Annotated in this window: 20 protein-coding genes and 1 pseudogene; 7 read left to right on the forward strand and 14 right to left on the reverse strand. The window is 65.8% G+C overall.

Annotated features, from left to right (window positions below; translation table 11 throughout):
• Nucleotides 1-18: 18 nt before the first annotated feature.
• From AB0O58_RS10850 to rimP, 3 genes are all read right to left on the reverse strand, one after another.
• A complete protein-coding gene (locus tag AB0O58_RS10850; RefSeq protein WP_366238178.1) occupies nt 19-351 on the reverse strand; it encodes a YlxR family protein in 333 nt (110 codons plus the stop codon).
• 96 nt (nt 352-447) lie between these two features.
• Complete coding sequence (nusA, locus tag AB0O58_RS10855) at nt 448-1,455, reverse strand: transcription termination factor NusA (RefSeq protein WP_027496745.1); 1,008 nt, start codon at nt 1,453-1,455, stop codon at nt 448-450.
• Complete coding sequence (rimP, locus tag AB0O58_RS10860; RefSeq protein WP_032370966.1) at nt 1,452-2,027, reverse strand: ribosome maturation factor RimP; 576 nt, start codon at nt 2,025-2,027, stop codon at nt 1,452-1,454. Before rimP ends, nusA begins: the two co-directional genes overlap by 4 nt.
• 185 nt (nt 2,028-2,212) lie before the next feature.
• Here rimP and AB0O58_RS10865 point away from each other — a divergent pair, with 185 nt between their 5' ends.
• Nucleotides 2,213-2,722 carry a hypothetical protein gene (locus tag AB0O58_RS10865; protein WP_027496743.1) on the forward strand — a complete coding sequence of 170 codons (510 nt, stop codon included), beginning with the start codon at nt 2,213-2,215 and terminating at the stop codon, nt 2,720-2,722.
• A complete protein-coding gene (locus AB0O58_RS10870; RefSeq protein WP_366238179.1) occupies nt 2,719-3,159 on the forward strand; it encodes a ferritin-like domain-containing protein in 441 nt (146 codons plus the stop codon). The genes AB0O58_RS10865 and AB0O58_RS10870 overlap by 4 nt, the downstream gene beginning before the upstream one ends.
• Here the strand turns inward: AB0O58_RS10870 and AB0O58_RS10875 are convergent.
• The gene (locus AB0O58_RS10875) at nt 3,122-4,579 is read right to left on the reverse strand and encodes an MFS transporter (RefSeq protein ID WP_051365127.1); all 1,458 of its coding nucleotides are present in this window, start codon (nt 4,577-4,579) and stop codon (nt 3,122-3,124) included. The genes AB0O58_RS10870 and AB0O58_RS10875 overlap by 38 nt on opposite strands.
• Before the next feature lie 83 nt (nt 4,580-4,662).
• Here AB0O58_RS10875 and AB0O58_RS10880 point away from each other — a divergent pair, with 83 nt between their 5' ends.
• Nucleotides 4,663-5,277, forward strand: coding sequence for a TetR/AcrR family transcriptional regulator (locus AB0O58_RS10880; protein WP_032366433.1), 615 nt, complete (start codon nt 4,663-4,665; stop codon nt 5,275-5,277).
• Between the two features lie 3 nt (nt 5,278-5,280).
• Here AB0O58_RS10880 and AB0O58_RS10885 read toward each other — a convergent pair whose 3' ends face one another.
• Both AB0O58_RS10885 and AB0O58_RS10890 read right to left on the reverse strand, forming a co-directional pair.
• Nucleotides 5,281-7,002: an acyl-CoA dehydrogenase family protein gene (locus AB0O58_RS10885; protein ID WP_057474085.1), complete on the reverse strand. Its 1,722-nt coding sequence runs from the start codon at nt 7,000-7,002 to the stop codon at nt 5,281-5,283.
• Between the two features lie 91 nt (nt 7,003-7,093).
• Nucleotides 7,094-8,845, reverse strand: coding sequence for a proline--tRNA ligase (locus tag AB0O58_RS10890; protein ID WP_167327077.1), 1,752 nt, complete (start codon nt 8,843-8,845; stop codon nt 7,094-7,096).
• A 70-nt stretch (nt 8,846-8,915) separates the two neighbouring features.
• Between AB0O58_RS10890 and yaaA the strand changes: the two genes are divergently transcribed.
• The 4 genes from yaaA (at nt 8,916) to mgtE (ending at nt 13,222) form a co-directional block, all read left to right on the forward strand.
• Nucleotides 8,916-9,659, forward strand: a complete 744-nt coding sequence (gene yaaA / locus AB0O58_RS10895) for a peroxide stress protein YaaA (protein WP_027496738.1) — start codon at nt 8,916-8,918, stop codon at nt 9,657-9,659.
• Nucleotides 9,656-10,867 (forward strand): DUF2786 domain-containing protein, encoded by a 1,212-nt coding sequence (locus tag AB0O58_RS10900; RefSeq protein WP_032370806.1) that lies wholly within the window; start codon nt 9,656-9,658, stop codon nt 10,865-10,867. The genes yaaA and AB0O58_RS10900 overlap by 4 nt, the downstream gene beginning before the upstream one ends.
• Nucleotides 10,868-10,931: 64 nt before the next feature.
• On the forward strand, nt 10,932-11,831 hold the full coding sequence (locus tag AB0O58_RS10905; protein ID WP_027496736.1) for a nuclear transport factor 2 family protein: 900 nt from the start codon (nt 10,932-10,934) through the stop codon (nt 11,829-11,831).
• A gap of 44 nt (nt 11,832-11,875) precedes the next feature.
• Complete coding sequence (mgtE, locus tag AB0O58_RS10910; RefSeq protein ID WP_051365126.1) at nt 11,876-13,222, forward strand: magnesium transporter; 1,347 nt, start codon at nt 11,876-11,878, stop codon at nt 13,220-13,222.
• Between the two features lie 13 nt (nt 13,223-13,235).
• On the opposite strand, the gene AB0O58_RS10915 is transcribed toward mgtE, so the two are convergent.
• The 8 genes and pseudogenes from AB0O58_RS10915 to AB0O58_RS10950 form a co-directional block, all read right to left on the reverse strand.
• The gene (locus AB0O58_RS10915; RefSeq protein WP_366238200.1) at nt 13,236-14,723 is read right to left on the reverse strand and encodes an MFS transporter; all 1,488 of its coding nucleotides are present in this window, start codon (nt 14,721-14,723) and stop codon (nt 13,236-13,238) included.
• A 7-nt stretch (nt 14,724-14,730) separates the two neighbouring features.
• Nucleotides 14,731-16,011 (reverse strand): uroporphyrinogen-III C-methyltransferase, encoded by a 1,281-nt coding sequence (gene cobA, locus AB0O58_RS10920; RefSeq protein WP_048318323.1) that lies wholly within the window; start codon nt 16,009-16,011, stop codon nt 14,731-14,733.
• A pseudogene (locus AB0O58_RS10925) lies at nt 15,978-17,659 on the reverse strand (ATP-binding cassette domain-containing protein). Before AB0O58_RS10925 ends, cobA begins: the two are co-directional and overlap by 34 nt.
• Before the next feature lie 72 nt (nt 17,660-17,731).
• On the reverse strand, nt 17,732-19,399 hold the full coding sequence (locus AB0O58_RS10930) for an alkaline phosphatase D family protein (protein WP_366238180.1): 1,668 nt from the start codon (nt 19,397-19,399) through the stop codon (nt 17,732-17,734).
• Nucleotides 19,400-19,436: 37 nt separating this feature from the next.
• Nucleotides 19,437-19,826 (reverse strand): cobalamin biosynthesis protein, encoded by a 390-nt coding sequence (locus AB0O58_RS10935; protein WP_052068864.1) that lies wholly within the window; start codon nt 19,824-19,826, stop codon nt 19,437-19,439.
• Nucleotides 19,817-21,211, reverse strand: coding sequence for a cobyrinate a,c-diamide synthase (locus tag AB0O58_RS10940; protein ID WP_366238181.1), 1,395 nt, complete (start codon nt 21,209-21,211; stop codon nt 19,817-19,819). Before AB0O58_RS10940 ends, AB0O58_RS10935 begins: the two co-directional genes overlap by 10 nt.
• The gene (cobO, locus tag AB0O58_RS10945; protein ID WP_027496729.1) at nt 21,205-21,825 is read right to left on the reverse strand and encodes a cob(I)yrinic acid a,c-diamide adenosyltransferase; all 621 of its coding nucleotides are present in this window, start codon (nt 21,823-21,825) and stop codon (nt 21,205-21,207) included. Before cobO ends, AB0O58_RS10940 begins: the two co-directional genes overlap by 7 nt.
• Nucleotides 21,826-21,836: 11 nt before the next feature.
• Complete coding sequence (locus tag AB0O58_RS10950) at nt 21,837-23,780, reverse strand: magnesium chelatase subunit D family protein (protein WP_366238182.1); 1,944 nt, start codon at nt 23,778-23,780, stop codon at nt 21,837-21,839.
• Nucleotides 23,781-23,789: the final 9 nt, after the last annotated feature.

Consider the following 23,789-nt stretch of genomic DNA (forward strand, 5'->3'; position numbering starts at 1 on the left):
TGCTTCACGGTGTGCTCATCAGTGCTGTTGCCTGTTCTTGTCGACGGGTGTTGCTCTTGTCGTGTGCTCGCCGTGCAGCCGTTCGTGCTCGTCGAGCACGTCCGATACTGCGGACGATTCCACATTTCCCGATATCCGAAACGCGCGGCCGAAGACTCGGCGACGTTCCGCATTGTGCAGGCATTCTCGGTTGTAGTGCAACCAAGCACCACGACCGGACATCGAATGCCGGATGTCGGGGACGAGAGCGAATTCGTACGAACCAGCTTCTCGAACCACGATCCTCAACAGATCGGCGGCCGGCACTCGCTCCCTGCACCCGACACATGTACGAATCGGCCGGCTTGTCACAACCGGATTCTCGCGTTCACGTCTCCGAGCGGAGAGGTCGTTACCGAACCATCGACCACTCTACCGCTGTATTGCCTCGATCTCCGCATTCCGGCCCTAGGCGCTGGTCGTCTCGGGTGCCGCCGCGTCACTGCGGATGTCGATACGCCAACCGGTCAATCGAGCGGCAAGTCGAGCGTTCTGCCCTTCCTTGCCGATCGCCAGCGACAACTGGTACTCCGGGACCACCACTCGCGCCGCGCGAGCGGCTGCGTCCACCACGGTCACAGACACAACCTTCGACGGCGACAGTGCATTCCCGACGAACGTCGCCGGGTCCTCGTCGAAGTCGATGATGTCGATCTTCTCGCCGGCCAGTTCGCTCATCACATTCCGCACGCGCTGCCCCATCGGCCCGATACATGCACCCTTGGCGTTCAGGCCCGAGACCGTCGACGCGACCGCGATCTTCGAGCGGTGCCCTGATTCACGCGCTACCGCCACGATGTCGACCGAACCGTCGGCGATCTCGGGCACCTCGAGCGCGAACAACTTGCGCACCAGATTGGGGTGTGTGCGCGAGAGCGTGATCTGCGGGCCGCGGTTGCCCCGCGCGACTCCGACGACGTAGCACTTGATGCGCTCACCGTGCTCGTACGTCTCCCCCGGAACCTGCTCGGCGGGCGGAAGCAGGCCGTCGGCCCCGTTCGCCTCGCTGCCGATCCGGACGATGACGGTGCCCTTGGCGTTGGCGCGCGTATCGCGCTGAATGACGCCGTTGACGATTTCACCCTCGTGGGTCGAGTACTCCCCGAAGGAGCGCTCGTGCTCCGCATCGCGCAAGCGCTGCAGAATCACCTGACGAGCGGTGGTGGCAGCGATCCGGCCGAAGCCTTCCGGCGTGTCGTCCCACTCGGAGATCAGATTGCCCTCGGCGTCGAACTCCTTGGCCATCACCCGGACGGAACCGGTCTTGCGATCGACGTCGATTCGCGCGTTGGACTGGTGCCCCTCGGTATGCCGGTAGGCGGTCAACAGCGCGGTCTGGATCGTCGAGATCACCATCTCGATCGGAACGCCCTTGTCCGCCTCGATGGCGCGCAGAGCTGCAATATCGATATTCACTTGTCCGACCCTTCTTCCGGTGCTTCCACATTCACGATTTCGTCGGTGTTCGCGGGTGACGGCCTACCGCCCACCACGCCGCCCGCAAGATCCATCTCTTCTGCGGTCGGCCGCGAAAATTCTACCTGCACAACAGCTTTCACAACATCGGCCAGCGCGATCGATCGTGTCGAGAGAACTCCCTTGTCCTTGATCACGAGGGCAACCGAGTCACCGTCGAGAAGTCCGACGCGGCCCTCGACCTTGCCGTCGGCGAGTTCGATCCGCACCTTGCGACCACGCGCGCGACGCCAATGCCGTGGTTGTGTCAACGGGCGATCGATTCCGGGAGTGGTGACCTCGAGGGTGTACGGCGCTTCGCCGAAATCGGTCACGCCGTCGAACACATCGGAGATCACCCGGCTCAACTCCGGCAGCGCGTCGAGGTCGACGCCGTCTTCACGGTCGACCATGATGCGCACGGCACTGTGCTTACCGGCAGCGACCACGTTCACGTCCTCGAGGTCGTAGCCCCGATCTCGAACCAGGTCGCCGAGCAGTTCGACAACCCTTTCCTGGGACGGAACAGGCATGTCGCGAACTCCTCGTGTGTAGTTGTCGGCAATGCGGCACAGGTGCGCCGGACCGCGTTTGGTGAACCAACAGACTACCGCCCCGCAGGTGGTGCTCGCGACCACGCACGGCCGAGGCGACACACGGGCACGGCGCGTGTCGCCTCGAGGGTCCGACACGGTCGAGGGTCTGGCACGATATCGGGGTGCCCACGCCGACCGCCCCTCTCTCGTTGAACAGACGTGGGTTGTTCCGGCTCGCCGGTGCCGCCGTACTCACAGCGGCCACGGCGTCGACCGTCACGGCTTGCGGCGCGGAGGAAATCTCCGGTCCCGCACTCGATTCTCTGACGGCACAGTTGCGCTCCGCTCGCTCCGACGCCGCGGCTGCGTCTTCGGCGGCAACGGTCGCTCCCGATTACGCAGGAGCTCTCGGCGTGGTCGCGGCCCAGCGGACCGAACATGCGGATGCACTCGAGACCGAGATCGCCCGGGCTACCGGAGCGACCACCGACACCTCGTCGGCGACTGCCACGACGACCACGAGCGCGGCCCAGTCCGCGCCGCCACCCGATCTCGGCGCGGTGCGCGATGCGCTGACCGCCTCGGCACGCAGTGCGGCGACCGCCGCCCGCGACGAAAGCGGTTATCGCGCCGGCCTTCTCGGGTCGATCAGTGCCTCGTGCACGGTGTTCGCTCAGGTGGTACTCGCATGAGCGATCTCGGACCCGAACAACAGGGGCTCGTCGATGCACTCGTCGCCGAGTACGCAGCCGTCTTCGCGTACGGGATCGTCGCGGCGTTCTCCAACCCGACCCGAGCAGACATGGTGGCCGCGTGCACCGCGGCACACCGAGCGCGTCGAGACTCGACCATCGACGCACTCCGCGCGGCCAGCGTCACAACGCCCCTGCCCGATCCGGCATACGCGTCTCCGTTTCCGGTGACCGATGCGATCTCGGCTGTGCAGCTCGCTGTTCAGGCAGAGATCGACACGAGTGTGGCGTGGCGCTCGGCCGTCGAGCGCAGTCGATCCGGCGGCACTCGCGAGATGGGCGTCCAGGCACTGACCGAGGCCGCGATCAGACTGGCCACATGGCAGCAGATCCTCGGCGTCACACCGTCGTCGACGGCTTTTCCCGGTCAGCCGTGACCACGTCGTCCGCCGGACCGGCGGAACGACCCGGCATGAACAGTGCCGCAACCAATCCGATCGCCACCGCCCCTGCGCCTACGAGTAGAGCGGGTGCCAACGCGTCGGTGTATCCAGCGGGGGTGAGTGATCCTCCGTTTCCGATGAACACCGCCGTCAGGACGGCGATTCCGAGCGCAATTCCCACCTCCCGCACAGTGGAGTTCGCACTGCTCGCCGTGGCGTGATCGTCGTCGTCCATGTCTCGCAACACTGCGGTCGCCGAGGGCGCGAAGGTCAACCCCATGCCGACTCCGGCCATCAACAGCGCGGGCACCATCGACAGGTAGGCGGTGTCGGGTCCGAGGATCAGTGCCATCCACACCAGTGACAGCGACTGCAACGCCAGTCCGGACACCAACAAGCCGCGCAGGCCGACTCGATCGGCCACGAGACCCGCAATGGGTGCGACCACCATAGGCGCGGCGGTCCAGGGCAATGTGCGAAGGCCCGCCTCGAACGGGCTGTAGTGCATCACTATCTGCAGGTACTGAGCAAGCAGGAACACGGCCCCGAACATGCCGAGCGAGAACGTGATTCCGATGATGTTCGCCAGCGTGAAACTGCGTGATCGGAAGAGCGTCAACGGCAGTACCGAGAACGGGGTTCGCCATGCTCGGGAGACGAACGCGAGGAGAAGCACCGCAGAGCCGACGAAGCTCGCGAGCACGGTGGTCGATGCCCATCCGTCGTCGTTGCCGTGGACCACCGCCCACACGAGCAAGAACACCCCGCCGCCCGCGAGCACCACACCCAGTAGATCGAGAGGTTGCCTGCGTCCGGTCGACTCGGTCAGGGCGATGTACGCCAGCGGTACCGCGACGAGCGCCACCGGGACGTTGATCCAGAAGATCGCCTGCCAGGAAATACCGTCGACGACCGCACCACCGACGACAGGCCCGAGTGCGACACCGAGGCCCGAGACACCGCCCCAGATTCCGATTGCCATGGCGCGCTTGGCAATCGGGACGACAGCTGCGAGCAGAGTCAGTGACAGCGGCATGATCGCCGCGGCACCGAGGCCCTGTATCGCCCGCGCGGCGATGAGCATTGCCGGACTCGTGGCGAGCGCGCTGGCCACGGAGGCCGCGGTGAACAGCGCTATCCCGCCGAGGAACACCGCGCGCCTGCCCCAGCGATCGCCCAAGGTTGCTGCAGTGAGCATGAATGTCGCGAAGCTCAGTGTGTAGGCGTTGAGGAACCACTGCAGCTGTCCGACCGACGCATTCAGATCCTGCTGAACCACCGGCAGCGCGCTGGTCATCACCAGATTGTCGAGGGTCGCCATGAACATGGGCAGGGATGCGGCGACGATTCCCAGCCACACCGGAATAGACCGAGCGGCGGGGTGCACTGCAGGCGGAGAGGCTGTAGCGGTCATGGCGAACGTCCCGTCTCGAGTTTGTAAGCATCGAATGATTACTTATGATGCGACCGTAAGTTATCGACTGATAACCTGTCAACATGTCCGACACTCCCACGCCCAAGCCCCGAGCAACCCGAATGGACGCGGCCGACCGTCGAGAACTCGTCCTCGACGCCGCGACACGAGCGTTCGCACGCGGGGGCTTTGCCGGGACGAGCACCGATGCGGTGGCCAAGGAAGCGGGCGTGTCGCAGCCGTATGTGGTTCGGATGTTCGGAACCAAAGTCGAATTGTTTCGGCTGGTCTTCCAACGCTCCATCGACGGCATCATGACGGCATTCGACGCAGTGCTCGCTTCGGGGCCTCTGGACCCAGCGGACGACGAGACCTGGGCCGACCTGGGCGGTGCCTACGCCGATCTGGTGGCCGATCGCGACCTCTTGATGGTCATGATGCACGGGTTCGGTGCAGGGTCGGTACCCGAGATCGGCCGCCAGGCACGAGAAGGAATGGGCGCGATCTACAACCAGATCCGCAGCGGTACCGGGTGTTCGGAAGATCAGGCTCGGCAGTTCATCGCACACGGAATGCTGCTCAACGTCTTGTTGTCGATGCAGGCACCGGAGCATCCGGAGGACAGCGACGGACTGCACGAGATGACGATGTGCGCGTTCGGAACCAAGCTCGTCCCAGCCGATTCCGGACAGCTGTGACGCCTAGGGACGCATCTCGTACCGACCGTCGTACGTGACGACGTCGTTCCAGACCGTCTCGAATCTTGCTGCGTCCACCACCGGCTTGCGTACGGCGTCCAGCGCCCATTTCTGCTGCGCATCGGTCGACGACGGCTTTCCGTACAGCGCGACGGCGTAGCCGGAGAAGTCCCTGATCTGGAAGTCGAAGATCTGGTCCAGCATGTCGGTGGAGATCTCGTCGGCCTGTTCGAGGATCAGGTGGCCGTAGACGACGAGTGAGAACAGATGCCCCACCACGAGCAGGAAGTCGAGGTCCTGTTGCTGCGACTCGTCGGGGGCGCACTCGGCGAGGAACGACGCGAACGCCTGGGCCTGCTCGTAGAAACGACCCACGTTGGGAACACCGGAATGCTTGCGATACACCGGGTTCCAATCGTGGAACCGAACCGAACTCGCGCCGCGAGCGGGGCCTTGGGCGAAGAAGAATCCGTCGTCGACGGCGTCGGTGAACCTGGTGACCTCCGCCTGATCGGTGGGCGAGAACATGTATGCCGGCATGAACTTGAGCATCAGGGCGACGTTGACATGCACCGTTCCCTCGAGTTTCGGCAGTGTTCCGATCAGTTGCGCGGCTTCACGGAAGTAGGTGTTCTTCTCGTACCCCTTGGCGGCGATGACGTCGTGCAGCAAGCGGACCACCGTCTCGCCCTCGGACGTCACCTTGGCCTTGGTCATGGGGTTGAACAACAGGTAGCGCCGGTCGCCGGGACCCGCAGCGCGGAAGTAGTCCAGCGCACGCGCACTGAACAGCTTCATGGCGGTCAGCCGCGAGTAGGCATCGACGAATGCACTGCGCACATGGGGGAATTCGGTGACACGGTTGCCGTACAGAATCCGATTGTTGGCGTGTGTGATCGCCTCGTAGAACGCGTGCTCGCAGATGCCGATCGAGCCGGTGCAGAGGTTGAACTTGCCGACGTTGACTGTGTTCAGTGCAGCCGAGAACGCGTCGGGTCCGGTATGCAGAATGTCCTCGCCGCGAACGGGATAATTCTCGAGCGAGAAGGTGCTGACGTACATCTGGCCGTGAACGACGCTCTCGCGCAACCGATACGCGGGATGCGAGCTGTCGGCGACGAAGAAGACGTACGACTCCGGCCCGTCGATGTCGGTGCGTCTACCGAACACCGACACCATGCCCGCCACGTTGCCGTTACCGATGTAGTACTTCTCCCCTGACACGGTGAACTCGAGGTCGTCGTCGGCGGAGGGGGTCAACAGCATGTCGGTGGAGTAGACGTCGGCACCGTGTGCGCGCTCGGACAATCCGAATGCCATGACGCCGCCGCGGTCGAGCTCACGCGCTGCGCGGCGCTTGGCGTCGTCGTTGTCGCTCATCCAGATCGGGCCGAGGCCGAGCACCGTGACCTGCCAGGTGTACCAGTAGGCCAAGCCGTAGAACCCGAGAATTTCGCTCAGAGCAGCGTTGCGGGCAGCGTCCCAACGAGCGTTGGGCAACCCGTTCGCGTATTCGGCCGGCGTCGAGAACGTGGCGAACAGTTTCTGGGCTGCGACGAACTCGAGGAAGTCGGCGGGCCAGACTCCTTCGAGATCGTCGGCGAGCAGCCTGGCCTTACCGCGATCCTCGAACCAATCGATCAGTGCGCGGAGCTGACGACGAGACTCCTCGTCGAGCTCGGCGGGATCGAAAGTTGTCGGATCGAACAGCGCAAACTGAGCCACGGTGTGACCTCTCCTAGTCGTGTGACCCGAAGCTACCAGCGAGTAGACCGGCGCGTGGGGAGATCGAGCGTGGAGAGATCGGGACGGGCTGTTACGTGGTGGCGCGCACCGCGGCGACGATCTCGTCGACCGCGGAATCGATGTCGAGTTCACGGCTCTCACCCGAGAAGCGGTCCCGGATTTCGACCCTGCCATCGGCCCAACCGCGGCCGAGGACGACGACGAGCGGAACACCGATCAGTTCGGAGTCCTTGAACTTCACGCCGGGCGAGGCCTTGCGGTCGTCGAAGAGAACCTCGATGCCCTGCGAATCGAGTTGCGTTGCAATGGATTCTGCGCCGGCGCGCGCGGCCTCGTCCTTGTTCGCGATCACCAGATGTACGTCGGCGGGTGCTACCTCCGACGGCCACCGAAGGCCCTTGTCGTCGTGCATCTGCTCGGCGATGACGGCCACCAGACGGGAGACACCGACGCCGTAGGAACCCTGTACGAGTCGCACGGGCTTGCCGGTCTCGCCGAGTACGTCGACCGAGAATGCATCGGTGTACTTGTAGCCCAACTGGAAGATGTGCCCGATCTCGATTCCGCGAGCGCTGACCAGCGGCCCCTGTCCGTCGGGTGACATGTCCCCGTCACGCACCTCGGCGGCCTCGATGGTGCCGTCGGGAACGAAGTCGCGGCCGGCCACGAGGTTCACCACGTGCTTGCCCTGCACATCGGCACCGGTGATCCACGATGTTCCGTTCACCACCCGGGGGTCGACGAGGTAGCGAACTCCGTTGGCCTGCAGCGCACGTGGCCCGATGTATCCCTTGATCAGGAACGGGTGAGCAGCAAAGTCCGCGTCGGTCAGCAATGCGAATTCGGCAGGCTCGAGCGATGCTTCGAGACGCTTCTCGTCCACCTCACGGTCACCGGGCAGGCCGATGGCCAGCAGCTCCCACTCGCCACCGGCGGACCGCACCTTGAGCAGGATGTTCTTGAGCGTGTCGGCACCGGTGACGGCACGACCCAGATCTGCGCCGTTCGCCCACTCGACCAGCGTCGCGATGGTGGGAGTGTTGCCCGTCTCGTAGTCGACCGCGGCAGGCTGCCCCTCGATGGCGATGGGGTCCGGTGCCGGGGTAGTGACGGCCTCGACGTTGGCCGCGTATCCCGATTCGATGCACCGAACGTAGGTGTCCTCGCCGATGTCGCTCTCGGCCAGGAATTCCTCGGACGCACTTCCGCCCATCGCGCCGGACGTCGCGGCGACGATGACGTAGCTGACCCCGAGCCTGGCGAAGATGCGCTGGTAGGCGTCGCGGTGTGCGGCGTAGGACCGCTTCAGTCCGTCCTCGTCCATGTCGAAGGAGTAGGAATCCTTCATGACGAACTCGCGTCCGCGCAGAATGCCGGCGCGAGGACGCTCTTCGTCGCGATACTTTGTCTGAATTTGGTACAGCGTGACCGGCAGGTCCTTGTAGGAGTTGTATTCGGCCTTGACCGTCAACGCGAACAACTCTTCGTGGGTCGGACCGAGCAGCATGTCGTTGCCCTTGCGGTCCTGCAACCGGAACAATGCGTCCCCGTATTCGGTCCACCGGTTCGTCGTCTCGTACGGCTCACGCGGCAGCAGGGCGGGCAGCGAAATTTCCTGCGCCCCGATGGCGTTCATTTCCTCGCGCACGACGCGTTCGACCTGTCGCAGCACTCGGAGACCCAGCGGCAGCCACGAATAGACGCCCGGCGCGATACGACGAACGTAGCCGGCGCGAACCAACAGCTTGTGGCTGTCGACCTCGGCGTCGGCCGGGTCGTCGCGAAGGGTACGAAGGAACAGCTGCGAAAGACGGGTGATCACGGGTTGTCAGACTAGTCGGTGGTGCAGCGCCTGCGGGTAGGCGGCCGCGAAGTGAGTAGCCTTGACCCCCGTGCTGATTCTGCTGCCTCCCTCCGAGACGAAGTCCGACGGCGGTTCCGGAGCACCTCTCGATCTGGACCGGTTGTCGTTGCCGTCCCTGCTTCCGCTCCGCCGAACGCTTGCCGACGCCCTGGTCCGGCTCTCCGACGACGTCGACGCGTCCATCACCGCTCTCGGTCTCGGTCCGACCCAGGTGGACGAGATCGAACGGAACGCTCGCCTGTTCGCCTCGCCCACCACTCCGGCCCTGCGCCGGTACACAGGAGTGCTGTACGACGCTCTCGGGGCGTCGACCTTCACCCGTGCCGGACGCGCGCGTGCGGATGCCAGGCTGTGGATCGGGTCGGCACTGTTCGGGGCCGTTCGCGCGTCCGACCCGATTCCGTCCTATCGACTCTCCGGCGGGTCGTCCATTCCGAACTTCGGGACGTTGCGAGCGCACTGGAAGCCTCGACTGTCCGAGGCCCTTCTCACCGAGGCCGAGGGAATCGTCGTCGACCTCCGGTCCGGCACCTATCAACAGCTCGGGCCCATCCCCGGGGCGATCACGGCAACGGTGCTCACCGAGAAGCCCGACGGCAGTCGGTCGGTGGTGAGCCACTTCAACAAGCATCACAAGGGATTGCTCGCCCGCGCGCTGACCCTGACCACGGCCGAGCCCAAAGATGTGAAAGCTGTTGCGCGCGTGGCGTCGAAGGCGGGTCTTCGAGTCGAAGTGGCGTCGGACACCGAACTGATCGTGCTCACCGAATGAGCGCCGTTCCGGAACTGCTGCGACAAGGAGCCGACGCGTCGGTCGGCAAGAACAAGAGTCAACGCATCGCCGACGACATCGCCGACCGTCTGGTCTCGATGCAAGCGAACGAACTCGGCACGCTGGCACTGACCAACATGATCGGCACGCTGTACGAGAACGGTTGGCAACCACTGGATCTGATGCATGTGGTCCGGCGTCAGCACACGGTGGCGGTGACGAATCTCGCCGCCGCAGCCCTGCTGCACCATGCCGATCTCATCGAAGCGGACTCCCGCGCCCCGCACGATTGGGTCGATCAGATGTCGGCGATCTGCGAACAGTTCCCGACGGTCGCAGCCCGAGTGGACGCCACTCCCGACTTCCTCACGGCGTACCTCGTGGCGTCCGGCAAGTCCGACTACATCGCCGCCAGCGATCAGTGGCTCGACGTGCTCACGCTGCTCGGCCAGTGGCAAACCCTCCCCCGTTGGCCGCAACTGGGCGCCAAGCCTTCGCAGTGGCCCCGCACACGCTCGTCGGTGCCGACGACCACCGGCTCGGATTCACCGAACAGCAAGATGCTGGCCAAGATTCGCGGTCTGCTGGCCAAGGCCGATGCCACCGATTTCGCGGAGGAAGCCGAGACGCTGACCGCCAAGGCGCAGGAGTTGATGACGCGATACTCGATCGACACGCTGCTGTTGGCCGAGGGTCATCTCGACGTTCGCGGTCGACGGGTGCACATCGACGGTCCGCACGCACCCGCCAAAGCCCAGCTCTTGCACGTCGCCGGTACTGCCAACCGGGTCAAGACGATCTGGGACGCGGAGTACGCCGTTGCGACGCTGGTGGGCGCGCCGGTAGACGTGGAACAGGCCGAGCTCGTCTTCACCTCGTTGCTGGTGCAGGCAACCCGAGCTCTCGGCCACTCGCCCGAAGCCAAGAAGCGAAAGAAGGCCGGCTCGGCCGCATTCGGCAAGGCGTTCCTCTACGCCTACGCCATCCGAATCGGAGATCGTCTCACCGATGCCGACGCGCATGCCCTCGACGAGGCGAGACAGGAATCGGGCGACCTGCTGCCGATTCTCGCGGCACAGACCGTTGCCGTGGAAGCGGAGTTCGACCGCCTCTTTCCCACCGCCAAGCCGATGCGCGGCCCGCGCCTCGATGCCGAAGGATGGGATTCGGGACGAGCCGCGGCCGACCGAGCCGATCTGTCCCGCTGAAACATTCCACGAGGTTCGTCGACCGATTCGGGAACTGTTGTAGCTTCAAGTCAGTTGAGCAGACATGAACCGAACACGCGCAGCTGCTCGACTCACCGTGCCCGTTCTGGTCGCACTGTCCGCCATCGCGGCGTGCGGTACGTCGCCCTCCACCCCGGAGCCGAACGACGTCTCCGTCGCCGCGCAGTCGCCCGACGACCGCTCCGACAGCGTCACCGAATCACGCAACGAAGAAGCAGCGCTGACGCTCTTCGAATCTGCATTCACGGCCGAAGAACCCGCCGCCGCCGCGTCGGTCGTGGCGGAGAACGCCGTCGATCGACCTGGACCAGCGGTGGGGCCCGACGCGATCGTCGCCCGATTCGAGGCCACCCGGACACGGATTCCCGGTGCACGAGCCGTCGTCAAGCATGTCGCGGCCGATGGCAGATGGGTCGCAGTGCACTGGCAGGCCACCGCTGATCCGGAATCCGAGACCACCGGTGAAGCGAACATCGACCTCTTCGCCTTCGACGGCGGCAAGGTCACCGAGCACTGGGCCATGACGCAATCCGTGCCGGCGACGTCGATGAGCGGCAACACCATGTTCAGTGACCTCTACCGCTACCCGACCGCGCCCACCGAGCCGACCGAGGACGAGGAAGAGCGCCGACGCATGTCGGTGACGGCTACCTACGACGCGCTCTTCCGCGAACACGACGCGTCCGTGCTCGCGACCGACTTCGCCCCGTCCTACCTGCAACACAATCCGATTGCGGGCAACGGCACCGCGGCACTGCAACAGTTCTTCGCCGGCGGCGCGCAGTTCCCTGCCTCGGAATCGGTCGTCTCGCTGGCCGACGGCGATCTGGTGTGGACGTTCGCGAAAGCGCCGGGCGCAGCAGAATCCGACCCCTTCGTCGCGGGAGACATCTTCCGGTTCGACGGCGCCATCGTCGAGCACTGGGACGTCGTTCCGGAGTAGCGACCGCTGTCGGTCGATGACCGCCGGCAAGGCAAAATGGACCGGTGCCCGAGACTCTCGACGACATCGTGACCAGGACATCGGAACTACTGGCCGAGCGCGACGTGGCCGCGTTGTCGACCCTGATGGCGGGTCTGTCCACGACGAACGCGGTCAGAATGCTCGAACGGGTCGACTCGGCGCAGCGGGCGGTTCTGTTTCGGCTGTTACCCAAGGACGAGGCCGTCGTCGTGTTCGAGCGCTTCGACGCGACCATTCGCAGCGAGCTGTTCGAAAGTTTGCGTAGCGACGACGTCATCGCCCTGTTCGAGAACCTCGATCCCGACGACCGAGTGGAACTGCTCGACGAGCTGCCCTCCAACATCGCGCATCGCATGATGCTCGGCCTGTCGCCGGCCCAACGGGCGCTCACTGCACCGATGCTGGGCTACGACCGGGGTTCGGTAGGCCGTCGAATGAGTCCGGAGTACGTGCGCCTACGCAACGACACCACGGCAGCCGAGGCTCTCGACGCGGTGCGACGGACCGGTCCCGACGCAGAATCGGTGTACCTGCTGCCCATCACCGACGACCGTCGTACGTTGCTCGGTGTGGTGACGCTCGCCGATCTCGCGACGGCGGATTCGACCACGCCGGTGGGAGAGCTCCATTCGTCGCACCCTGTGGTGCGGGCGGACTCGTCGGCGGAGGTCGCGGCACGTCTGTGTTTCGAGCATCGCAGTCCGGCGGTGGTGGTGGTCGACTCCGAACAGCGCCTGATCGGCATCCTCACCCTCGAGCAGTCCTCTCGCATTCTCGAGGAGGCCGAGGACGAGGACGCAGCCAGGGCGGGCGGTGCGGAACCGCTGCGTCGGCCGTACCTGTCGACGCCGGTCCTGTCCATCGTTCGTTCGCGCGTGGTCTGGCTGCTCGTGTTGGCGTTGTCGGCCATCCTCACCGTGCAGGTGCTCGAGATCTTCGAGCACGCGCTGGCCGCGGTAGTGACGCTCGCGCTGTTCATTCCCCTGCTCACCGGCACGGGCGGGAACACCGGTTCGCAGGCCGCGACCACGGTGACCCGCGCGCTCGCCCTGGGTGACGTCCGCCCGCGCGACATCGCCGCTGTGCTGTTTCGCGAGGTCCGCGTCGGCGCGACGATGGGAGCGATGCTCGGGACGTTGGGGTTCGTCATCGCCGGACTCGTCTACGACTGGCACCTGGGCCTGGTCATCGGCACGACGCTGCTGTCGATATGCACGCTCGCCGCGACGGTCGGCGGTGCGATGCCGCTGATCGCCAAGAAGATCGGCGTCGACCCCGCGGTGTTCTCGACGCCCTTCATCTCGACCTTCTGCGATGCGACCGGCCTGATCGTCTACTTCCTCATCGCCAAAGCCGTACTGGGCGTCTGATCGGACCCGCTCGTCAGCCCTTCTGGGCGTCTTCCTGCGCGGCCTGCGCCTGGGCCACCTGTTGCGGGGTGAATCGGATGAACAGTGCGGCGACGCCGGCGATCACGGCGCAGACCGCGCAACAGAACAGCGCGAACATGTATCCGGAGCTCAGTGCGTCGAGCTGACTGTCGTTCATCAGAGTCACCGGCCCGGATATGCCGCCGAGGGACAGTGTTCGCGACGTGACCAGTGCCCCGATGACGGCCAGCGCCAGAGGACCGCCGAGGGTCTGGGCGACCAGTGAGATTGCCGTCAGCGGACCGATTTCGGTGGGGCTCACGCCCGCGATGGCGCACAGCGGCAGCGGAACGACCGTCAGACCGACGCCGAAGCCGATCCCGATCACCGGGAAGAACAACCCTGGGAAGTACGCCGAATCCGCGTCCATCGTCGTCACGGACACCAGCAGCCAGCCGACCATGATGACCGCACCACAGAGAATCAGCCAGCGCGGAGCGATCCGGGTCACCAGTTGCGACGCGAGGAACGCCGCCGCACCGAGACCGAAGGCGAACGGCACGAACGCCAGGCCGGCATGCAGCGGGCTGTAGCCCAGAATGTCCTGCACGAACAACGCCACATACGCCGCGAGACAGAACATGACCCCGCCGGCGAAGAAGATCGCGACGAAAGTCGCCACTCGATCGCGACTGACGAACAACGAGAACGGCAGCAGCGGGTTCTCGGCCCGTCGCTCGACCAACAGGAACAATCCGAGGAACAGCAGTCCGGCGATCAACGACACGATGACGATCGGGCTCGACCAGCCCAGCTCGGTACCCTCGCTCAGCGCGAGGACCACACCCGTGCAGCCCAGGGTCGCCAGGATCGCACCCGGCACGTCCAGGGCGAGCTTCGCCCCGACGGTCTCCTGCAGCGACACGACGGCGAGCACGACGATGACGATGCCGATCGGTACGTTGATCAGGAAGATCCAGCGCCACGACACCTCGGTCAGAGCGCCGCCGATGATGAGCCCGGCAATGGACCCGACACCGGTCATGGCGGCGTAGATGGCGATGGCCTGATTACGCACCGGGCCCGGAGCGAACGTCGTGGCCACCAGCGCGAATGCCGTGGGCGACGCCACCGCGGCACCGACCCCTTGCAGTGCCCTCGCCGCAACGAGCGTGGCTTCGTTGACTGCCAGTCCGCACAGCAACGAGGCGATCGTGAACAGGACGACGCCGGCGAGGAACATCTTCTTTCGCCCGAAGGCGTCGCCGAGCCTGCCGCCGAGCAACATCAGCCCACCGAATGCCAGCGCGTAGGAGGTCAACACCCAGTTGCGCCCGGCGTCGGACAGACCCAGATCGGCCTGCAGCGGAGCCAAGGCCAGGTTGGCGACGGTGCCGTCGAGAACCACCATCAGTTGCAGCCCGCTCAGGACGATGATCGCCATCCCGAACGCTCGGGTCGTCACCGGGTATTTGATCTCGGTGGCGGAGGTGTTGGACATCGATGACTCAGGCACGAGCGTTCACGTTACCGGCGTGTACAGAGAACCCGGCCACAGTGCCGATGACGACGATCGCCGGCGGCCTGATCTCGGCCTCGCGGACCGCGTCGGCGACGGTGCTCAACGTGGCCCGAACTTCACGTTGGGTGCGCATGGTGCCCTCCTGAACGACGATGACGGGGGTGTCCGACGGGCGGCCGCCCGCCACGAGTACATCGGCGAACAGCCCGATGCGCTCGACGGCCATCAGCAACACGATTGTGCCCTTGAGCTTGGCCAACGCGTCCCAGTCGACCAGAGAATCGGGGTGATCGGGGGCCACGTGACCGCTCACGACGACGAATTCGTGGGTGACGGCGCGATGCGTCACCGGGATTCCGGCCGAGGACGGAACCGAGATCGCGCTGGTGATGCCCGGTACCACCGTGACCGGAATGCCCTCGGCGGCCAGCGCTTCGAGCTCCTCGTAACCGCGACCGAAGACGTACGGGTCACCGCCCTTGAGCCGAACCACGAACTTGCCGGCCTTGGCACCGTCGATCAGCGCCTGGTTGATGGCTTCCTGCGCCATCGCCCGGCCGTACGGGATCTTCGAGGCGTCGATGACCTCGACGTGTGGTCCGAGTTCGGCGAGCAACTCGGGTGGAGCCAGCCGATCGGCCACCACGACGTCCGCGTATGCCAGCAATCTGCGGCCCCGGACGGTGATCAGGTCCGGGTCGCCCGGACCGCCGCCCACGAGCGCGACACCGGTCAGCGGCGCGTGCGCCGAGTCGGCCACGACGCCGGACTGCAGCGCTTCGACGACGGCATTGCGCACGGCGGCCGATCGGCGATGTTCGCCGCCTGCCAGCACTCCCAGCGTGAGGCCGTCCCATTCGGCCGACGCCGGAGTGACGGCTGTGCCGTCCTTGGCGATGTCGGCACGGACACAGAAAATCTTGGACGCGGTCGCTTCCGCGACAATGGCGATATTGGTCTCCGCCTCGTCGGTGCAGGCGATGGCGTACCAGGCGTCGGCCAGATCGCCGTGGCGGTAATCGCGCAGTTCGAGCGTCACCTGCCCTGCTGTCGCCATTGCCTCCACGGCCGGAGTGGCCTCGCGGGTGACCACGTGGACCACTGCTCCGGACGAGATCAACAGCGGTAGTCGACGCTGTGCGACGGTGCCGCCACCGACCACGACGACGCGCCGCCCTTCGAGATTCAGGCCGACCAGATAGGGAGAGTCAGTCGCGTTCACGAGAGGAAACGCTACCGCGCGCGCTGGACTCGCTTCTCGTCCCATACGGGCTCGGCCGCTTCGTAAACCTGCCCGGTGGCACCGAACACCAGGAATCGATCGAAACTGCGGGCGAACCACCGGTCGTGTGTCACCGCGATCACGGTGCCCTCGAATGCCGCGATGGCGTCTTCGAGCGCATCGGCCGACATCAGGTCGAGGTTGTCGGTCGGCTCGTCGAGCAGCAGCAGCGTGGCACCGGAGAGCTCGAGCAGAAGAATTTGCACACGTGCCTGCTGCCCGCCCGACAGATTGTCGTAGGACTGTTCGGCCGCGCGGGCCAGACCGTATCGGTCCAACGCTCGGCCGGCGGCCTCACGGCCCATGCCGTCCCGGTGCTCGTTGCCCATGTGGAGGATCTCGAGCAGCGTGTTGCCGGCAAGATCCGGCCGCGTGTAGTCTGTGCGAACAGACCGGGCCGTACCCGGGCCCCGAGTACCGCTGTCCCGGTGTGCGGAACGGGCGCGAGTGCGAGTTCCTGGACCGGCTCGTGCTCCTTCTCGGGATCGGTGCCGCCGTTGGCGAGCAGACGCAGGAAGTGCGATTTGCCCGAGCCGTTGGAACCCAATACCGCCACGCGATCGCCGTACCAGATCTCGGTGTCGAACGGTCTCATCAGGCCGGTCAGTTCCAAGGCCGTGCACACGAGCGCACGCTTGGCCGTTCGACCACCGCGCAACCGGACGGTGACGTGTTGCTTGAGCGGCACGGCCTCGGGCGGTCCGGCCTCCTCGAATTTGGCCAGTCGCGTCTGCGATGCGTGGTAGCGGGCGGCTACGCCGTCGTTGAACTTCGCCTTCTCGCGCAGACGCAACACCAGCGCGCGCAGTTTGACCAATTCCTCGTCCCACCGCCTGCGCAGTTCGTCGAGTCGCGCGTTCCGGTCTTCCCGCGCTGCGTGATACGTCGCGAACCCACCGCCGTGCACCCACGCGGTGGCCCCGCTCACCCCCGGCTCCAGGGTCACGATCCGGTTGGCAGCGTTGGCGATGAGCTCCCGGTCGTGGCTGATGAACAGGACGGATTTGTCGGAGTCGCGAATGGTCGCTTCGAGCCAACGTTTGCCGGGCACGTCGAGGTAGTTGTCCGGCTCGTCGAGCAGCAGCAGATCGTCGGTGCCGGCGAACAACGACTCGAGCACGAGCCGCTTCTGCTCACCGCCACTGAGCGTCGAAGCCGCGCGCCACTTCGCGCGATCGAACGGCATACCGAGCGCAGCCGTGGTCACCTTGTCCCAGAACGGTTCCAGGTCGTAGCCGCCCACGTCGCCCCAATCGGACAGGGCCTGCGCGTACTTCATCTGGGTCTTCTCGTCGTCGACCTCGATCATCGTGTTCTCGGCGGCGTCGAGCGCAGCAGCTGCGGACCGCACGGCTGGGGACGCGACCGACAGCAACAGGTCACGCACGGTCGAGTCGTCTCGCAGTTGCCCGACGAACTGCCGCATCACCCCGAGCGAACCGGAGCTCGACACCGCGCCCTCGTCGGGAGCCTCGTCGCCCGCCACGATGCGCGTCAACGTCGTCTTACCGGTTCCGTTGGGCCCGATCAGTGCGGTCTTGGCACCGTCGCCCACCCGGAAGCCGACGCCGTTGAGCAGCTGCCGTCCGTCGGGCAGGAAATACACGATGTCGTTGAGTTCGAGATGGGCCACAACGAACCAGCCAACCCCATAAGCCCCTCGATGGCCAATCGTTTTCACCCGAGCATGGCGGGGATGCCTGCTCTAGGCGAGCGCCAGGCTGGACGTTCGTGTCAGGACCTGCTTCCCGGCGTCGTCGACGTGGGCATGGTGGACCTGCAGTCGCGCCGAGTCGCCGTGCAGGGTCAGCAGCATGACCCCGTTGTCGAACCACGGGCCCGCCTCGGCCTGCCACTCGACACCCGACGGGCCCACGTGGGCGGCCCGCGCGAGCTTCGACAGGATCCTCGCCGCCGGGCGTTTGACGGCAAGTTTGTTGACCGCGCGGATCGGCAGATTCAGCGGATTGCGGAACGGAGACATCGTCAGCTGATACGTCGCAGGCACGTCGCGCCCGCCGACACCGAAGTCGGCGTTCGCGACGTACGAGCAGTGCACGTCTCCCGAGAGCCACATGATCGACGCGGGCTTGTCGTCACCGCGCGAGAGCTCACGCGTCAGGGCTGCCATGTCGTTGAACGAGTTGGTGAATGCGGCCCAGTGCTCGAGGTCGAGTCCGATTCGCATCTTTTCGGCCACCTTGGCCGACCTCGGTCCCCAACTCCCCTGTGCCACAGCCTCGTTCCACTGTTCTAGATGATGCAGTGCCGGCAGCATCAGGTACGGCAGTGACGATCCGAACAGCAGGTGTCGGGGCGTCGTCTCGAGTGCGCGCTCGCGGACCCACGCCCATTCCTTCTCGTCGACCATTTCGCGGTTCTCGGGGTCGAGATTTCGTGAGCAGCGTGAGTCGATCATGATCAGACGGGTGTCGCCGAAATCTCGATAGAAGCTCCACCGGCCGGTCTCCGGGGCTCGATCGACACGTAACGCGAAGTCGGCCAACAGTTTCTCGCGATCCGCGTCGGTCTCGGCGGAGCGAACGGCGGCGTACATCTCGTCCCCCGCCAGTTCTTTCGGCGAGAGATTGCCCAGATGTTGATACACCCAGTACGACGAGTACGCCCCGATCACGCGGTCGTTCCACCACGGCCGGGTCTCGATGTCACGACGCCAGGAAGCCGACGAATTCCAGTCGTCGCGCAGATCGTGATCGTCGAGAATCATGCACGACGGGATGCTCGCCAACAGCGTCCGCACCGGCTCGAGTCCCCACGATTCCCGATAGAGCCACGAGTACTCCTCGAAGTCGCAGATCTCGTTCTCCGCGTCGGTGCCGATGGCACTGGTCGGTCCCTCTCCCGACTCCCGTCGCGCCTGCAGTCGTTCGACTATCTCGGGCGACGGGTCGTCGGCGTACACCTGGTCACCCAGAAGCAACAAGGCCTGGGGCCACTGGCCCGGATCCTGCTCGATGAGGGCAGATCCGAGCCCGGCGAGTGCATCGGCACCGATCGTCTTCAGAGACTTCGCGCTGTAATCGTCGCCGCGCCGACACGACCCGAACGCGAGCGTGACCGGCCCCGCTGCGTCCACGGTGTGGATGCTGGCTCGCTTGCCGTCCTCCGGCCACACCCTGTGCTCGTCGACGAACACCTCGTAGCTCACCGGCGCGTTGGCGGGCAGGCCCTCGAGAGGAACGAGAGCGAAGTGGTGACCGTGCACTCCCCACGTTCGTTCCGATGCTCGGACGCCGGCATCGGTGACGACGGTGACGGTGCACGGGTGCGCCATCTCGAACCACAGGGTCGCGGTCTCGGTGCCGACATAACGAACGATCGGGCCGAGTAGAACCAGACTGTCGGAACTCATTCGACCCACAGTGCCCTCGTCGGCTCGCTTTCGCCAGTCAGTGCGGCAGATCCGCCGGTTCTTCGTCCGTCGCGGCCACCGCGACGACCACGGTGGCCCCGACTGCCTTCGGAACCAGCAGGCGCCGCGCCGAGCCGGCCAACAGAGCCGACGCTTCCGCGACGCTGGCAGTACCGACTGCGTCTCGCACCCGGTCCGACCCGGATTCGGTGACGACTGCAGACAGGTCCGACGCCGAGAACGTCGCTCCTCGAACACCCATTCTCGACGCGATCGCTGCCACCAGTTCTGCTTTTCGGTCGATCGATGCGATGCTCACCACCGACCAGTTCTCGTGCATCACCTCGGTGATCGCCTGCAGTACCTCGTCGGGTCCGACCCCTGCTCTGGTGCCGATTCCGATGACGACGCCGCGCCTCACACGCACGCGTAATCGTGTGCGGCAGAAACGAATCGCGTGATGGACTCGGGGCTTCCCGCCGCGTGTGTGTGCAGATACGACGCGTGGACACCACCCTGCACGAAACCCTCGCGTGCGGCGGTTCTGCCGTCGACCCCGTGCTTGTGCCAACCCCACGCCGCCGGTGCGCTCTCTCGGACGTCCACCAGTTTCGTTCGGTGGAATTCGTGGCCGGTGACGCGGCTACCCGCGTCGAACAGCGTCGACGATTCGAGGGCGACGGCATCGCGGTATCCGAGGGTGAGCGTGTTCCCGAATTCCGCGTCGACGTCGACTACTCCGGCCATGGCGTGGCCGTCCAATCTCTTTGCGAGATAAAGCAACCCGGCGCATTCGGCATGTATGGGCAATCCGCGGGCTGCAGCTGTCCTGATATCGGCGAGTAGCACTTCGTTCGCCGCGAGGGCGGCGGCATGTTCTTCCGGGAACCCGCCGGGAAGTACCACTCCTGTTGTGCCCGAGGGTAATCCGTCGCGCAGCGGATCGAAGACCGCAACATCTGCGCCGGCAGCCCTGAGCAGTTCGACGTGCTCGGTGTAGCCGAAGGTGAACGCCGGGCCGCCGGCGACAGCGATCACCGGTGCGCCGCCGGACGGTCTGACCTCGAGCGCAGGGTTCCAGGCCGGGACGGTCACCGACGAACGCGCCAGAGCCTCGACCGCCTCGATGTCCACGAACTGTGCGACCAATGCACTCATCGCGTCGACCGCATCGGTAGCGGCACCGCCGTGCTCCACCGCGGTGATCAGCCCCAGATGCCGTGATGGAACGACCAATTCACTCATCCTCGGCAGGGAGCCCAGAACCGGAACACCCACTCGTTCGCAGGCCTGACGGAGCACCTGTTCGTGCCGATCACTGCCGACGCGGTTGAGAATCACACCGCCGATCCGCACACTCGAGTCGTAGGTGGAGAATCCGTGCAGCACGGCGGCGAGGGATTGACTGTGCCCGCGTGCGTCGACCACGAGCACCACCGGCGCGCCGAGCATGGCCGCCACTCGCGCGGTCGAGCCCTCGGCGGACGCCTCCCCCGGACCGGTCATGTCGATCTTGCCGTCGAACAGGCCCATGACGCCTTCGACCACCGCGATGTCGCAGCCGCTGCTGCCGTGCAGAAACAGTGGGCCGATGCGGTCGGCACCGACCATGACCGCGTCGAGATTTCGACCGGGCAGGCCCGCGGCGAGCGAGTGGTAACCGGGATCGATGTAGTCCGGGCCGACCTTGAACGGAGCGACCCGACGGCCGGCACCGCGCAGGGCACCCATAAGTCCGGTGGCGACCGTCGTCTTTCCGCTGCCCGACGCGGGTGCCGCGATCACCACGGCCGGACACGACCGGTTCACCATTCGATGCCCCGCTGCCCTTTGCGGCCCGCATCCATCGGGTGCTTCACCTTGGTCATCTCGGTGACGAGGTCGGCGGCCGCAATCAACTCCGGCGGAGCGTCGCGGCCGGTGATGACGACGTGTTGGTTGCCCGGCCGATGTGTCAGCACCTCGACCACCTCCGCGACGTCGACCCAGCCCCACTTGAGTGGATAGGTGAATTCGTCCAACACGTAGAAGCGATGGGATTGCTGCTCGATGCGCCGTGCGATCTCACGCCAGCCTTCGGCCGCGGCGTCGGCGTGGTCGACCTCGCTGCCCTTCTTGCGAGTCCACGACCACCCCTCGCCCATCTTGTGCCATTCCACAGCGCCGCCGATTCCGGTGCTCTCGTGCGCGTCGCCCAGAGCACGAAATGCCGCTTCCTCGCCCACCTTCCACTTCGCACTCTTGACGAACTGGAACACGCCGACGTCGAAACCCTGGTTCCAGGCTCGCAACGCCATTCCGAACGCAGCGGTCGACTTCCCTTTGCCGGGACCGGTGTGGACGGCGAGCACCGGCAGATTGCGGCGCTGACGAGTCGTGAGGCCGTCCTCCGGAACGGTTCCCGGAGCAGGTACTCCCTGTGGCATCGCGTGTCCTCCTACGCCGCTGCGCGAACGACGGCGGTGACCTGCTCGGCCGACAGGTCCGCGAGCGCCACGTATCCGCCTCCGAGACAGCCGGCGAAGTCCGCGGCCAATCCCAGGCGCACCATGCCCGACTCGCAGTCGACGACGACCGACGCGATCTTGTCCGCCGCGATGCGGCCGGCGGCGATTCGCGCCCGACCGACGGGATCGGTGCCGCCCGTGGCACGCCCATCCGTCAGAGCGACCACCAACGCGCGCCGCAGCGGGTCTCGAACCTTCTCGCGCAGCACCAACTCTCGCGCGGTCAGGAATCCCTGCGCCAACGGAGACTTGCCCCCGGTCTTCATCTTTCGCAGCCGCGTCACAGCGACATCGACCGAGGACGTCGGCGGCAGTACTGTCTCGGCCTCGGTGCCGCGCACGGTGATGACCGCGACCTTGTCGCGCCGTTGATAGGCGTCACGGAGCAGTGAGAGCACCGCACCCGTCACCGCCGACAGTCGATCTCGCGCAGCCATGGATCCCGACGCGTCGACGACGAAGACGATGAGGTTGCCCTCGCGTCCCTCCTTGACGGCTCCGCGCAGGTCCTCGGGCGCCAGTCGCAGCCGACCGGACGTGCGCCCACGCACCACCTGCTGCTCGGCTGCCGCGAACAACGTACCGATCAGATGCAGACCCCGGCCCGGTTCGACGGTGGGACGAACCGACCGTCCGTACGAGGACCTCGACCGCGAGCGCCTACCCGGAGCACCTTCACCGACCCCGGGAAGCTCGATGAGCCGCGCCTTGAACTGCGCGCCCGGCGTTCCTGCCTGCCGGTCGCTGCCCGCACCGGTCGGGGCCTTCTCCTGGCTGTCGGCCGGTTCCTGCGGCGCGTCGGATTCCGTGCTCGACGGCGCGTCGGAATTATCCGCCGCGTCGGGCTTCGGCGCTCCTCCATCACCGTCGGGATCCGGCTCCGGCTCGGGATCGGGTTGCTGCTCGGCCTGTTCGGCGGCGTCGCGCATGGCGTCGTCGAGCTGCTTGTCGTCTATACCCGGCTCGTCGAAGGGGTCGCGTCGACGCCTGTGCGGTAGCGCCAATTCGGCCGCGACGCGCACGTCCTCCTCGGTCACCTCGCTCGCGCCTCGCCACGCGGCGTGGGCCGAGGCCGTACGCGCGACCACCAGGTCTGCGCGCATACCGTCGACGTCGAACGATGCGCACAGCGCGGCGATGCGCCGAAGTTCCTTGTCGCTCAACACCACATCGTCGAGGATCGTGCGTGCAGCCACGATCTGCGCTGCAACGGCGGCATCTTCGTCGACGTACGCGGCCGCGAACGCTTGGGGATCACGCTCGTAGTTCATTCGCCTGCGCACGACGTTCATGCGCACGTCCACATCACGCGACGCGGTGACCTCGACCGCCAGACCGAATCGGTCGAGCAACTGTGGCCGGAGCTCTCCCTCCTCGGGATTCATCGTGCCCACGAGAACGAATTGTGCTGGGTGAGAATGCGATACGCCGTCTCGTTCGACGTGTACGCGACCCATCGCCGCCGCGTCGAGCAGGACGTCCACAAGATGGTCGTGCAACAGGTTCACTTCGTCGACGTAGAGCACGCCTCGGTGTGCTGCTGCGAGCAGGCCGGGTTGAAATGCTCGTTCCCCGTCGCGCAGTACCTTCTCGAGGTCGATGGACCCCACCACGCGGTCCTCGGTCGCTCCCACCGGAAGCTCGACCAGCTTGGCCGGGCGGGCACCGTCCTCGTCCTCGACGGCCGGCAGCAGAGTTGCGAGCGCGCGAACCACCGTCGATTTCGCGGTCCCCTTCTCGCCGCGCACCAGCACACCGCCGATACCGGGGTGCACCGCGCACAGGATCAACGACAACCGCAGCTGATCCTGACCGACGATCGCACTGAACGGGTACCCCGGTTCGGGGACACTGCTCTCTCGCTGCACAACCAATTCCCTTCG

It is taken from the genome of Rhodococcus sp. NPDC080181, assembly GCF_040702225.1.
Classification (GTDB): domain Bacteria; phylum Actinomycetota; class Actinomycetes; order Mycobacteriales; family Mycobacteriaceae; genus Rhodococcoides; species Rhodococcoides fascians.